Consider the following 13802-nt stretch of genomic DNA (forward strand, 5'->3'; position numbering starts at 1 on the left):
AAAAAGTATTGTCAAAAACTTGTATAGACTAGTTTAATAGCATATTAATAAATAGAGGGAAGGCCTGTCAGCCTTCCTTTATTTTGTCATTCTTTTAGCGTATTGGACAAACACCGTTCCCTTTTTCTTCCTTTTCATAGCTTGTTACTAGCTTATGAAAGGAGGACAAACATGTTTGGATTTTCAATGATACAAATGGTGCGTGCACATGCAGATAAACTGGATCTGCACCTGCGCCAGGATTTGATTCACCTTTATACACCTTTTAAATGGACACCTTGTTTTTTGCATTCTCCTTTGGAAAAAGTGCTAAAAAGAACAAAAAGCTTCCCGGTAGTCGTTGAATTTAAAAATGACTGCAGTTTTTCTGATGCAGTAAAAGAATGCCATGTTATTTCTGAAAGGCATTTTAGAGCAAAAGTAAACAAAAGCTTTTCTAGTATTTCCTCCTGCAGTATGGAAATGACACCAGCTGCTCTGGACGATCTATTAACATCTTGCTCCTATATACACAAAATCTATTACGATCGAAAAGTACAAGCTTTACTAGACGTTGCCACCCCCTCAGTTGAGGCAGGAGCAGCGCTGGGGGATAGCAGTTCCTTTACAGGACAAGATGTTACGATAGCTGTCATCGATACGGGTATTTACCCGCACCAGGATTTGCAGAACCCTGATACGCAGCAGACTCGAATTATTGAATTCCAGGATTTTATTAATAACCGCCCAGATGCTTATGATGATAATGGCCATGGTACCCATTGTGCAGGGGACGCTGCTGGAAATGGCATCGCATCCGGAGGGGTTTATCGGGGACCTGCTCCGAATGCAAACCTCATAGGGGTAAAAGTTCTTGATAAGCTTGGATCAGGGTCCTTATCTACCGTCATGGCAGGTGTCCAGTGGTGCATCGATTATAACAGGGACCTAAATAATAATCCCAAAATTGATATTATCAGCATGTCCCTTGGAAGCTCACCTGTAGGCGATCCAGAAGAAGATATGATGGTAAAAGCGGTAGAGGCTGCATGGGATGCAGGTATTGTTGTATGTGTTGCAGCAGGGAATTCAGGTCCGAATTTTGGAACGATTGCCAGTCCGGGCATCAGTAAAAAAGTTATAACAGTCGGTGCAATGGACGATCGTGACACGCCTGACCGTGAAGGTGATACAATAGCAAACTTTTCAAGCAGGGGAACGCTGGCAAGTGAGCTGGTTAAGCCCGATGTAGTAGCACCTGGTGTAAATATCATATCATTGCGGTCGCCAAACTCCTATTTGGATAAGCTTCAAAAATCAGCACGAGTAGGCACTGAATACTTCTCCTTATCTGGAACATCAATGGCTACACCGATTTGCGCAGGAGTTGCTGCCTTAATCCTGGAAAGCAACCGCCAGCTGTCACCTGATCTGCTAAAAATGAAGCTTAAGGATGGGGCAGATGCATGGGGGGATTTTCCAGTAAATCAAAATCCCTATGTGTATGGGGCTGGTTATATAAGTGCCAGAAATTCAATTTTTGGAAAAGAAGATTAGTAAAAAATTCAAAGCGATTCTCTCTAATGGGAATCGCTTTATTATATTATTAGATACATACTAGAGAAAAGAAATCCTCCAAAGGGGGAAAATAACAAAACAGTGCAAACTTTGTTGCTTTTTAAACTAGTAGTGAGGAGTGGTTGATACCCGCTTAAGGATGCTCAGCGAACCGCGGGCCGAGCGGTGAACCTCCCCGCGGAAAGCAAGTGATTGGAGCGGAAATCAATGGGCAAGCTTTTTAGTCCAAACACAACAATCTATACGAAAAGAGCCATTAAAAATAAATAATCTTATAGAAAAGAGCCAAAAAATAATTAACAGGCTGCCGGCAAGCGAGCAGCCTGTTTTTTTCGGATTAGCTGTGTTAAAGCTTAATGTTGATTCAACACTCAAGTTTAACAGAGACTATCATTAAGAAGCTTTTGCATCCAGCTGCTCTGCTCCAGCGGGTTCCTGTTTGCCGGTATTGCTTAATAGCATTCCGATTACTGTACCTGCAAGGGCAGGAACGACCCATTCCATACCGACTGAAGCAAAAGGAAGGATGTTTCTCAAGCTTTGAAGAGCTCCAAGGTCTAGGCCGAATGCGCTTAAACCGCCAAATGCAGCAAATACTCCCGTGAATAGCATCGCGCTTCCATAAACCTTTCGCGGATTTTTAAAATAGCGATTAAAAAAGCTTAGTGTAATAAGTACGATGGTTAATGGGTAAGCAGTAACAAGGAAAGGCACCGATACTTTCAAAATCTGGCTTAATCCTAGGTTTGATAATGTAAAACCAACAAGTGTAACCGCAATGACAATGGTTTTATAGCTTGCTTTTGGCAATAGATTTGAAAAATATTGGCCACATGCTGTTGTTAAGCCAACAACAGTGGTAAAACAGGCAAGCGTAAAGATAAAGCCGATGAAGGCTGTGCCAGCTTTACCGAATAATAAAGTAGATGCAGATGAAAGAATAGCTGTACCGTTTTCAAATGTGCCGTTAGCAGCCATTTTTCCGCCCATCAAGCCCAGAGAGACATATACTAATGCCAATAAAGTACCTGCAACCAGAGCAGCTTTTAAAGTATGGCGGGATAATTGCTTTTCATCACGTACACCTTTTTTCTGAATGGCTGTAAGGATCACAATTCCAAAAGCAAGTGCAGCAAGTGCATCCATGGTGTTATAGCCTTCAAGAAAGCCTTTGAAAAATGCGCCGCTCTCATAGCCGCCTGCAGGTGCAAGTTGTGTTGCGTCCAAATTAACCAGAGCTACAGTACAAAGGGCAACCACTGAAAGAAGTAAAACAGGTGTAATCCAGCGGCCCATGAATTTCTCCATTTTGGTTGGGTTTAAACTGATCACATACACGAGTAAGAAGAAAATCGCTGTATACAAGAACAATACCAGTGTGGAATTCCAGGACTCATTCGAGAAAGGCATAACGCCCATCTCAAAGGCAACACTTGCATTTCGCGGAATGGCAAGGAACGGCCCGATTGATAGATAGATAACAACCATAAATACTGTGCTGAAGAGAGGATGCACACGGCTGGCAATCGCATCTACACCACCTTTAGCAAGGGAAATAGCAAGAAGGACAACAAAAGGCAATCCAACTGCTGTTAAAATAAATCCGGCCATGGCCATCCAAAAGGAAGTGCCGGATAAGGCTCCAAGAAATGGAGGGAATATCAGATTACCTGCTCCGAAAAACATTGAAAATAACATGAGTCCGATAAATAAGCTGTCAAATTTCTTCATAGTTTGTAAACTCTCCTTTGTTTTTAAAAATAAAAAAGACCCGTCCCTATGAAAGGGACGAGTCTGTGCTCGCGATACCACCCTAATTCTGCAGTTACAAAAAACTGCAGCACTCAGCTACGTACAATCATACGCGTTCCATTGTAACGGCGGAAAACCCGTCAAAGCTTACTCTGTTTCAGCTTTGCATCTCGGAGATGATCTTCAGACAGGCACTGAACGCCAGCTTTCACCAAGTGCGGGCTCTCTTTGGAACAGTGATCCTGACTTACTCTTCTCGTCAGCGATTTATTATTTAAAAATAATTTATCAGACAAAAATAGAGAAGTCAATATTTTTAGGCAATTTAAATTCCTTTTTTTTAAATAGCAATAACGCATCCCAGCGATAAGAAGTATATATCAAAAAAAGAACTCCATTTCGGGGCTCTTTTTTTGATATATTATTAATTTATATTCACTAAGCAGTTGTTTAAATGGTTTCCAAATAATGCTCCATAAAACCTGGCGGATAAAAATTTAAAGGCAGAGGTCTTAAAGCAACAATAATTGATTGACACATAATCGCATCTTCCTGTGCTTGTTTTAAATGCTTGTACATTGCTTTCCCACCGACTGAATTGGCAGAATGGATGGTAATGCGGTTAGCAAATAATTTTTTCTGAACCATCAATTGTACGAGCAAAAAGCCATTTCTGTCTGGATGCACTAAATCATGATCTAATGAGAGATGTTCAATTGAAAAAGTCTGCAGCAAATCCATACATTCATCGAGGGTTTCTGCTAAAACATATCCCTCTGGCGCTGATCGATAGTCATCAAGGAAAACACTAATTTTCTCGATAAGTTATTGCTCCTTAATAGGGATTCTTAAGAAAATGTTAGCCCCTTTAGTATTTTCATACAGTTTTATTGTACCACGTTTAACATAGAATGGCGAACTTTCCCGAAAACAGATATTATTGCCGATGGTTCAAAAAGAAAGGCTGGTTTAGATAGTTAAACTAACTGAATTTATAGAAAATGCTGTGTCGCATTGAGGCTGACACAGCTTTTTTGTTAGAAAAATTTTTCTCCCAAAAAGTAGGCATATGAAGGAAATCAAATTATAGAATGGAATATTTATAGAGAATGCTGTTTGAAGGGTGAATTGAGCGTGCTCTGGTTCGTAATTGTCTTAGTCGTATACCTGCCGATTTTTTATACATCCATAAGCGGCTTGATTAATTGGAGGAAGAGGTCAAAAGGCTAAAGTGAGAAGAACTGATTTAACAGTTCGAATTAGAGAGAGAGGGTGACGTATGGAGAAACTAGAGATACTGGAGGTCTATTCCATTAAAGAATATGAAGCCGAGTTAGCAGATCTTTTAATAAATGTAGTAGAAGAGGGAGCTTCAATAGGTTTCTTGCCGCCATTAGAAAGGTCGGAGGCGGAGGAATATTGGGCAGGAATCATAAAGTCGGATGATGTCATCTTATTTTTAGCACGTATGGATGGTAAAGTTGTTGGCTCAGTACAGCTGCATTTATGCACCAAACAGAATGGCAGCCATCGCGCAGAGATCGCAAAATTAATGACAGATACTTCTAGGCGCCGGAAGGGCATTGGACGCTTACTCATGCAAACGGCTGAGGAGAAAGCAAAGCGGGTTGGCAGAACCCTGCTCATTCTTGATACAAGAGAAGGAGACCCATCAAATGATCTTTATCGATCATTGGGCTTTATCAAAGCCGGTAAAATTCCTGGTTATGCGAAATCTGCTGGCGGAGAACTAGATGCAACAGTTCTTTATTATAAAAATGTATAAGGAGAGGACGGCTTGCCTGATAAAAAAACATTTAATGATGCGACGGACCATTTAAATAAGATTGAAGGGTGTCCAGCTAAAGTGGAATTAAAGAAGCTTCCGAGACCATTAAGATTTTTTGGATACTTCTTTATTAGCTTCTTTGCTGTATCGATCCTGTTTATTATCATTATGAACTTTTTTGATTGACCTTTCAGGAGGATGGATATGAATAAAGAGAAAATCGTTCTGCAAAAATTGTGTACAGAGCATAAGGACGCGCTGGTTTCCTTCGAGCTTCCGGAGGAGCAGGAACAGTTTACTGCATTGCCGAAAGAAGTTTTGGAAACAGGAGAGGGTCAATTCCCCGTTGTTATAACCAAAGATGATCATCCTGTAGGCTTTTTTATCCTGCATACTACCGAAAGAGTTAAAGAGTTTACTGAAAATCCCTCAGCTATGCTTCTGACCGCGCTGTCCATTAATTTTTTGCAACAGGGGAAAGGTTATGCCTGGAAGGGCATGGCTCAGCTGCAGCCATTTGTGAAAAAGGAATTTCCGCGCTGCAGCGAGGTTGTTTTGGCAGTGAACAGACGAAATATAGCTGCCCAGAAACTATATGAAAAAGCAGGATTCCAGGATACCGGCCGAAGGAAAATGGGGAAGATTGGTGAGCAGTACATTTATAGTTATTTAATGGAAAGATAGTGAGTTCGATCTACATAGTGGATTGGAGCGGAAGGGGCGACATCCCCGAAAATGCATGCATTTGCTTAGTGCGGTGTAAATTCGGGGAAGCTTATTCAAGGTCCTAGAGGAGAAGTTAGTCAATGGAGACCCTGCAGATGGGAATGCTCTAAGGAGCGTTGGACCGCCTGCGTTCGCTGTGTCCCTGGAACGGAAATCAACAGGCCAATTTTATAAAACTATTTTTTGGGAAAAAAGGAGGGTGCCCAAAAACTATACTATTGGGACACGCTCTTTTATTTAAACCACCTGTGTATAATATACAAAAAGAAAATCGTGGCGCTTGTTAAGATGATAACCATTAGATGTGCGTCTGACATCCTGTCTGCCTGGACAGCATCATAAATAGCGATAGAAAGTGTCTGCGTTTTACCCGGGATATTGCCTGCAACCATTAATGTGGCGCCGAACTCTCCCATCGCTCTTGCAAATCCGAGCACAAGCCCGGCTAATATTCCTTTGTATGCGAGCGGAATAATGATATAAAGCAGAAGCTGAAATTGATTGGCTCCATCGAGCTCGGCTGCACCAATTGTATCTTTATTGATTGATTCAAAAGCTGCCTGAATGGGGCTAATCAATAAGGGCAGAGAAGCAATCATAGCTGCAATGACAGCCGCTTTCCAAGTGAAAATGACCGGCCCTCCGGTTACCGTCTCTAACCACTGGCCAAGATGCGTATTTCTGCCAAGCAGCAAAATTAAATAGTAGCCTAAAACCGTTGGCGGTATAACAAGAGGAATCGTAACAATTATAGATAAAAATTTCGTCAATCGATTTTTCTTAAAAGCAAACCACCAGGATAAAAAAATACCAAAAATAAATGCTAAAATGGTAGCAAAAATAGCAATCCTTAAAGATAATGTTAAAGGTACAATAATCGTTTCCATTACGGCAAATCAAACCCATACTTTTCTAATATTTCTTGCCCCTGTTTACTCAAAATAAACTCAGTAAATTTTTTGCTTTCTTCTTTTTTCTCTGATTGTATAGGAATTGCAAGTGTCTGCTTAATTGGTGAATGGGCTTTTTCATCAATGAGTTCATATGGCAAATCGGTTTCCTGCAGTAAGGCCAATGCTATAATCCCGGCATCTGCATTCCCTGATTCCACATATTGAAAGGCCTGCCTTATATTTTCCGCATATACAATCTTAGGCTCAATTTCACTCCAAATACCTAAGGCTTCCAATGCTTCTTTTGCTGCTTTTCCATATGGGGCATGTTCAGGATTTGCAATCGTTATGGATTTCATTTTTGGGCTTAAGAGATCATCAAGTTTTATCTCTTCACTGTCAGAATCCGAACTTAAAATGGCAATCCTTCCCAATGCGTAATATTCTTTTGAGTCTTTTTCAACTGCATTTTTATCAATTAGCTTATCAATATAAGACTCCTGGGCTGCTGCAAATAAATCGAAAGGAGCACCTTCCTGGATTTGCTGCGTGAGAAGGCCAGTGGAACCAAAGGTGAATTCAACCTCAATACCCGTTTCCCTGGTGAACTCATCACCTATTTCTGTTAACGCATGATACAAATCCGATGCAGCTGCTACATATAGTTTTTTTGTTTCTTTCTCCTCTTGGCCGCAGCCGCTAAGCACAAATATATAAACTAAAAATACCATAACCAATTTTCTCTTCATTAAATCCGAACCTTCCATATTTATGTATGATTTCAATATAAGGACATTATAACACCATCATTCATTATTTCGGGAATGATAGCTTTGAAAAACATAGACATTCTCTTCGAAAAAGCATATTCGTTGATATATCGGCTTGTTTCGTTGATATTTGGCTCGTTTTCGTTGATATATTTAAAAATTTGTTGATATATAGGAGAAAGGGTTTATCTTGCTTGCATTTTTAAAATCTTAAAGGAATTCTCCAAACAATCTCGAATTATTATGTGTTATTTACACGTATTGGTGGTATACGGTGAAAAATACATTCTGTCACTTATATAAACACAATAACCTGGAGGCGATTCTGTCAGAACGGATCGCTTTTTTTGAAGAATAATCAGCCAGGCTCAAGGAGCAACAATATGATTAAACATGTAATCTTTGATTTCGATGGTACAATCGCTGATTCGAAAGAAGTTTTCATCTCGGCTTGGAATAGTATGGCGGATAAGCATAATTTTAAGAGGATAAACTTAGAAGAATTGGATGCATTAAGAAAAATGACAATCAGGGAGAGGAGCGAAAAGCTGAACTTTCCATTGTATAAGATGCCACTGATCATACCTTTGTTTTATAAAAGGTATCAGCAAACTATTCAGGACATACAGTTGTTTCCCCAAATGAAAAATGTCCTGGAGGAACTAAATGAAAGAGGAATACAAACAGCAATTATATCCTCGAATTCTGAAGATAATATTAAAACCTTCCTAGTTCGCAATGAAATTAAAAGTGTCACAAATATTTTTTGTTCCAGCCGAATATTTGGCAAGGATACATTAATAAAAAGATACCTGAAACAGAAAAACTTAAAAATTGAGGAAGTTATTTATGTGGGCGATGAGCATAGGGATATTATTGCGTGTAAAAAGGCAGGTATAAAGGTCATTTGGGTGGGATGGGGCTATGATGCAGTAGAAGTGGTAAAAGCTGCAAAGCCCGATTATAAGGTTTATGAGCCAAATGATATTTTAAGAATAGTATAAGCAGGGGAAAAAGATTTGCAAAAAGGTAAATACTTTTATTAAACAGTTTCTCCAGTGCCGGAAAAACTTCTTTATCAAAGGAACTGGTGAGGAGGATGCCAGATTTCTTTCTTATCATTAACTTTAAACAAATTAACTAATACAGCATTATGCAAAAAAGGTGTGACTTTAAACAACTAAAGGCAGCAAGGCTAGGTAGCCTGCTGTCTTCTTTTGTAGAGATCTTTACATATTTTCCATATTAATGGATATCGTAAGGTTTGAGGTGATTAGATGCCAAACCCATTGGAAGCAGTTTGGAATACACTTAAAACAACGATTGATAACATAAATGAACCCTCTACTCCATTGCACATTATTGAAGCAGGCGATTGCTGGACCTATTTAACAATGGTGGAAGAGTTTTTGCGTTATGAGGAAATTGGATTAAATACAACAACTGATGATGAAGTAAGGGAAATGCTGACTGATATCCTTAAGACATGTGAATCCCAGAAAAAATTACTAAATGAATTTATGATAAAAGAGGGCATTCCTTTGCCTGATGTCACATCACCAAAACCTAAATCAAGCTCAAAGGATATTCCTTTAGGCGTAAAATTGACTGATGAAGAGATTGCTAATGGTGTGGCTTTTAAATTGGTGGTTTGTTTACAAGCATGCGGTAAAGGTCAAGCAGATTCTATTCGGAATGATGTGGGGATGATGTGGCTTGGATTTTACCTGGAGTGGGCCACCGTTGGTAAGGTTCTAAAAACCTTAATGATTAAGCGCGGATGGATTAAAGTTCCACCGTATTACTATCCTCCTGGCTCTCCACAACAGTAAACCAACTTTAACTAAAAAGTTGGTTTTTATGTTGGGGAAAATTATTTACCTTTTATAATCGGATCCCGGTCCACAAAACATTTAGACTATTCCACCCATCAGTGTTCTATTAGCTAGTCCTTCTCTCCTTAAGTTCTGCAGATTACTTTTATTGTGGAAATATTAAATACATAACGGTCGAATGTGGTAACGCGTCAAACACCGTTCCGGTCATTATTCTTTTATAAGCTGGTAGAGCTTAAGCATATCATCTCTGTTAAAGATTTTGGGGACTGGATAAAGCGGATTTGCTTCTTTTAAAGCACGTTCAGCCATGACCGGGATATCAATATCTTTGATGCCGCTGATCTTGGGCGGTATATCCATTTCTTTGTTGAGGGATTTAATGCTGTTAATAAACTTTACTGCCTTTTCATCAACAGAATCTGAATCCTCAACAATCCCGGCTGCCTCAGCCAATTCGGCTAAAGACCGATACACAGGCTTCCCATAGTGCTCAAGAACATACGGGAGAATCACTGCATTTGCCAGCCCGTGAGGAACTGAATAAAATCCTCCGAGCGTATGGGCGATGGCATGTACATTCCCTACATACGCTCTAGTAAAAGCTGCTCCGGCTAAATACGCAGCTTTTTGCATATTGGCTCGTGCTTGCAAATTCGTTCCATTGCTGTATGCTTCGTAAAGATTCCCGTAAATTAGCCTAATGGCGTCCTTACTGTATTTCCTTGTCTCCTGCGTGTTGCTTCTGCCAATATAGGCTTCAACTGCATGGGTTAAGGCATCAAGACCTGTTGCTGCTGTAATATGGGGGAGGTAGTTTTACAGTAAGCAGCGGATCAAGCACAGCATAATGAGGCATAAGGCTGAGATCAATAATTGCATATTTTTCGTGGGTGCGGCTATCCGTTATCACCGCTGCTACTGTTCCTTCACTGCCTGTACCTGCAGTGGTAGGAACGGCAAATAGAGGAGGGATTTCTTTTCTGATTTTAAATTGTCCTTTCATTTGTGAAATGCTCTTTTCAGGCTTGGCAACACGGGCACCTACACCCTTTGCGCAGTCCATTGGCGAACCCCCGCCAAAAGCGATAATCCCCTGGCAATGATTGTTATTATATAGTTCAAGTGCTTCCTCGATATTCTTGATAGTTGGATTTGGAACCGTTTTATCATAAATAAAATATTCGATACCTTTGTTCTGCAGCCCTTGAAGAAAGCTATCCATTAACCCCAGCGAACGAATTCCGTTGTCTGTGACGATTAATAACCTGCGGATTGCTTTAGTCTTAATAAATTCAGGCAGTCTGTCCAGGCTATTTACTCCCTCTATCAATTCTGGATTGCGCCAGGGCAGTATAGGCGATAACAGCTTAAAGGTTTTCTGATAGATTCTGCAATATGATTTGTACACTTCATCACCTCGTTACTTTCTGAAAATTCAAATATCATAATTCATTTATACCTTTATGTTTAAAGGGGAGTCAATATGTGGAATGAGGATAATATAATTTTTAACATAGGACTCACTTGACATGATTCTAAAGGTATTTTATAATTATCTCGAAATCAAGATAAATCAACTCGAGATATAAAAAGAGAGGGTGATAAAATGGAAAGATCTTGTCCCAACCTAACTTTCCTGCTGCTGATGCAAACGTCCAAGGCAATCCAGGAACGTGTTAGGACAAATATCACCAGCTACAGCCTGAGCATGACGGAATTTTCGGTTTTAGAGGTTCTTTATCATAAAGACATGCAGACAATCCATGAGATTGGGAAAAGGATTTTAATTTCGAGCGGTTCTATGACTTATGTGATTGATAAGCTCGTGGAAAAAGGCTTTACGAAACGGGTTGCATGTCCGAAAGATCGCCGGGCTATCCATATTGCCCTAACAGACAAAGGAAAACAAATACTCCAGGAGATTATGCCGGAGCATGAAAAATGGGTGGATTCCTTTTTTGAAGAGTTAAATCCAGTTGAGATGGAAAATTTGAACAACCTTCTTGAAAAAATAAAAAGAAGAACTGAATTATAAATTTTTTTAATTTATATCTCGAATTAAAAATGTTTGAATTAGAATGAGATTGTTCGGATTCAGATAGGATAAATTAATATGATAGAGAGAAAGAGGTGTTATAAAATGGGCAGACAAACAATGGGAATCCATCATATTACTGCAATCGTGGACCATCCTCAAGAAAATGTTGACTTTTATGCGGGGGTATTGGGTATGCGCTTGATCAAACAAACCGTTAACTTTGATGACCCTGGCACTTATCACCTTTACTTTGGAAATGAGGGAGGGAAACCGGGCACAATCATTACCTTTTTCCCCTGGGCAGGAGCTTATCAAGGTGTAATTGGGGATGGACAGGTTGGCGTCACTACTTATGCAGTCCCAGCAGGAACTATGGCTTATTGGAAAAAGAGACTGGAGAAGTTCAAGATCCCCTTCTCAACCGAAAAAAGATTTGGTGAAGAATATTTAAAATTTATAGATCCCCATGGATTGCTTTTGGAAATCGTTGAAAGAGGAGAAGGAGAAAACAATCCCTGGTCTTTTGGCGATGTGACTCGAGACGTTGCAATTAAAGGGTTTGCAGGAGCGACTCTTTATTCATCACAGCCTGAAAAAACAGCGGAATTGCTTGAAGAAGTGATGGGGCTTGAACAGATTGGAAAAGAAGGACAATGGATGCGATTCCGATCTGCGGCCAATATTGGAAATGTTATTGATCTGAAAACCGTTCGAGGCACACGCGGCCAAATGGGAGTCGGAACAGTCCATCATATTGCATGGCGCGCAGAGGATGATCAGGATCAGCTGGAATGGAAAGAATATGTTAAGGCAAAAGGCTATGCTGTTACACCAGTTCAGGACCGAAACTATTTTAATGCTATTTATTTTAGGGAGCATGGAGAGATCCTTTTTGAAATTGCTACTGATCCGCCGGGGTTTACTCATGATGAATCGCCGGAAGATATGGGGGAAAAATTAATGCTGCCTGAGCAATATGAGAAAATTAGAGACCGCATAGAGCGTGAATTGATTCCATTTAAAGTAAGAGAACTTGATAACTGAAAATAAAGGAGATGATTGAATGAAACATATTTTTCAACAAGGAAAAGATCCTTCTAAACCCATTTTATTATTGCTGCACGGAACTGGTGGTACCGAATCCGACCTGCTTCCATTAGCCGGTCATATTGACGCAGAGGCTTCTGTATTGAGTGTTCGCGGTAATGTGCTTGAAAATGGCATGCCGCGTTTCTTCCGCAGGTTGGCTGAAGGCATTTTTGATCAAGAGGATTTGATCTTCCGCACTAAGGAATTAAATGGGTTCCTTGATGAAGCGGCTGAAAGGTATGAATTTGACCGTGAAAATATTGTGGCGGTTGGATACTCAAATGGAGCTAATATTGCAGGCAGCTTATTATTCCACTATCAAAATGCTCTAAAAGCGGCCATTCTTCACCACCCGATGGTGCCAAGAAGAGATGTGGAGCTTCCGAATTTACAAGGTACTCCAATATTTATAGCTGCAGGGACAAATGATCCGATCTGTCCTGCTGAGGAATCAACAGATTTACAGTCATTATTGGAAAATGCCGGAGCAAAAGTAGAACTTCATTGGGAGAATCACGGACACCAATTAACCATGGGGGAAGTGCAAGCTGCAGCCCGCTGGTATAAACAGATATAAAAATAGTTAATTGGATTCCTAATAAGGGAAGAGAATAAAGGAATAGGCGGTGCAGGCATGGGTTTATTATCAAGGTTATTTGGAAATTCAACTAAAAAGGAGACGGTAAATATGGCAAACGTAAAATTAGCAGTTATCTATTACAGCATGGGCGGAACAAATTATCAATTATCAAAATGGGCAGAAGAAGGTGCAAAGGAAGCGGGTGCTGAAGTAAAGGTATTAAAGGTTCCCGAATTGGCGCCACAATCGGCAATCGAAGGCAATCCCGCATGGAAAGCAACGGTTGAGGCTACGAAAGACGTTCCTGAAGTAACAGGTGATGATCTTGAATGGGCAGACGCAATCATATTCAGCGTTCCAACTCGTTTCGGCAACATGCCTTCGCAAATGAAGCAATTCCTTGATACAACTGGCGGCCTTTGGGCTCAAGGAAAGCTTGCCAATAAAGTTGTAAGTGCGATGACCTCTGCTCAAAATCCGCATGGAGGCCAGGAAGCAACAATCCTTTCACTTTACACAACGATGTACCACTGGGGTGCGATTGTCGCTACGCCGGGATATACGGATCCTGTAATTTTCGGAGCAGGCGGAAATCCTTATGGAACAAGCGTAACCGTTGACCAGAATGGAAAAATGATTGAAGATGTTGAGGCAGCAGTTAAGCATCAGGCAAAGCGTACAATAACTGTTGCGGAATGGGTTAAAAAAGGAAATCAGTAATTGAAATAGTTTGGAGAGCAATCAGTTGAGACAGATTGCTCTCTTTACCA

14 protein-coding genes, 1 pseudogene and 1 other annotated feature are annotated in these 13802 nt (G+C 40.3%); of the genes and pseudogenes, 10 read left to right on the forward strand and 5 right to left on the reverse strand.

Going from position 1 to position 13802, the window contains the following annotated elements; translation table 11 throughout:
* Window positions 1-171 precede the first annotated feature (171 nt).
* Window positions 172-1536, forward strand: coding sequence for a S8 family peptidase (locus tag AC3ZVC_RS14055; RefSeq protein WP_490063850.1), 1365 nt, complete (start codon window positions 172-174; stop codon window positions 1534-1536).
* 414 nt (window positions 1537-1950) lie between these two features.
* Here the strand turns inward: AC3ZVC_RS14055 and brnQ are convergent, their stop codons facing one another.
* Both brnQ and AC3ZVC_RS14065 read right to left on the reverse strand, forming a co-directional pair.
* Window positions 1951-3288 carry a branched-chain amino acid transport system II carrier protein gene (brnQ, locus tag AC3ZVC_RS14060; protein WP_490063851.1) on the reverse strand — a complete coding sequence of 446 codons (1338 nt, stop codon included), beginning with the start codon at window positions 3286-3288 and terminating at the stop codon, window positions 1951-1953.
* 50 nt (window positions 3289-3338) lie between these two features.
* Window positions 3339-3581: a binding site (T-box leader), on the reverse strand.
* A gap of 178 nt (window positions 3582-3759) precedes the next feature.
* Complete coding sequence (locus AC3ZVC_RS14065; protein WP_490068933.1) at window positions 3760-4131, reverse strand: cyclic-phosphate processing receiver domain-containing protein; 372 nt, start codon at window positions 4129-4131, stop codon at window positions 3760-3762.
* Window positions 4132-4588: 457 nt separating this feature from the next.
* On the opposite strand from AC3ZVC_RS14065, the gene AC3ZVC_RS14070 reads away from it, so the two are divergent.
* From AC3ZVC_RS14070 to AC3ZVC_RS14080, 3 genes are read left to right on the forward strand one after another with little or no spacing between them, the layout of a single operon-like run.
* On the forward strand, window positions 4589-5095 hold the full coding sequence (locus AC3ZVC_RS14070; RefSeq protein ID WP_490063852.1) for a GNAT family N-acetyltransferase: 507 nt from the start codon (window positions 4589-4591) through the stop codon (window positions 5093-5095).
* 12 nt (window positions 5096-5107) lie between these two features.
* A complete protein-coding gene (locus tag AC3ZVC_RS14075) occupies window positions 5108-5284 on the forward strand; it encodes an amino acid transporter (protein ID WP_490063853.1) in 177 nt (58 codons plus the stop codon).
* An 18-nt stretch (window positions 5285-5302) separates the two neighbouring features.
* A complete protein-coding gene (locus AC3ZVC_RS14080) occupies window positions 5303-5782 on the forward strand; it encodes a GNAT family N-acetyltransferase (protein ID WP_490063854.1) in 480 nt (159 codons plus the stop codon).
* A 275-nt stretch (window positions 5783-6057) separates the two neighbouring features.
* On the opposite strand, the gene modB is transcribed toward AC3ZVC_RS14080, so the two are convergent.
* On the reverse strand, window positions 6058-6711 hold the full coding sequence (gene modB, locus AC3ZVC_RS14085; RefSeq protein ID WP_490063855.1) for a molybdate ABC transporter permease subunit: 654 nt from the start codon (window positions 6709-6711) through the stop codon (window positions 6058-6060).
* Window positions 6711-7466, reverse strand: a complete 756-nt coding sequence (modA, locus tag AC3ZVC_RS14090; RefSeq protein ID WP_490063856.1) for a molybdate ABC transporter substrate-binding protein — start codon at window positions 7464-7466, stop codon at window positions 6711-6713. Before modA ends, modB begins: the two co-directional genes overlap by 1 nt.
* Before the next feature lie 404 nt (window positions 7467-7870).
* Between modA and AC3ZVC_RS14095 the strand changes: the two genes are divergently transcribed.
* Together AC3ZVC_RS14095 and AC3ZVC_RS14100 are read left to right on the forward strand one after the other, a co-directional pair.
* Window positions 7871-8491, forward strand: a complete 621-nt coding sequence (locus tag AC3ZVC_RS14095) for an HAD-IA family hydrolase (RefSeq protein ID WP_490063857.1) — start codon at window positions 7871-7873, stop codon at window positions 8489-8491.
* 273 nt (window positions 8492-8764) lie between these two features.
* Window positions 8765-9319, forward strand: coding sequence for a DUF3231 family protein (locus tag AC3ZVC_RS14100; protein ID WP_490063858.1), 555 nt, complete (start codon window positions 8765-8767; stop codon window positions 9317-9319).
* A 213-nt stretch (window positions 9320-9532) separates the two neighbouring features.
* On the opposite strand, the pseudogene AC3ZVC_RS14105 reads toward AC3ZVC_RS14100, so the two are convergent.
* Window positions 9533-10733, reverse strand: a pseudogene (locus AC3ZVC_RS14105) (iron-containing alcohol dehydrogenase).
* Between the two features lie 198 nt (window positions 10734-10931).
* Between AC3ZVC_RS14105 and AC3ZVC_RS14110 the strand changes: the two are divergent.
* The 4 genes from AC3ZVC_RS14110 to wrbA all read left to right on the forward strand — a co-directional run bounded on the left by AC3ZVC_RS14110 (window position 10932) and on the right by wrbA (window position 13752).
* A complete protein-coding gene (locus AC3ZVC_RS14110; protein ID WP_490063859.1) occupies window positions 10932-11360 on the forward strand; it encodes a MarR family winged helix-turn-helix transcriptional regulator in 429 nt (142 codons plus the stop codon).
* 105 nt (window positions 11361-11465) lie between these two features.
* Entirely contained in the window at window positions 11466-12407 is a 942-nt protein-coding gene (locus AC3ZVC_RS14115) for a ring-cleaving dioxygenase (protein WP_490063860.1), read from the forward strand.
* A 19-nt stretch (window positions 12408-12426) separates the two neighbouring features.
* Window positions 12427-13029: an alpha/beta hydrolase gene (locus AC3ZVC_RS14120; RefSeq protein ID WP_490063861.1), complete on the forward strand. Its 603-nt coding sequence runs from the start codon at window positions 12427-12429 to the stop codon at window positions 13027-13029.
* A 111-nt stretch (window positions 13030-13140) separates the two neighbouring features.
* Window positions 13141-13752 (forward strand): NAD(P)H:quinone oxidoreductase, encoded by a 612-nt coding sequence (wrbA, locus tag AC3ZVC_RS14125; protein ID WP_490063862.1) that lies wholly within the window; start codon window positions 13141-13143, stop codon window positions 13750-13752.
* The last annotated feature ends 50 nt before the right edge of the window (window positions 13753-13802 follow it).

It is taken from the genome of Cytobacillus sp. C11.1, from assembly GCF_058145115.1.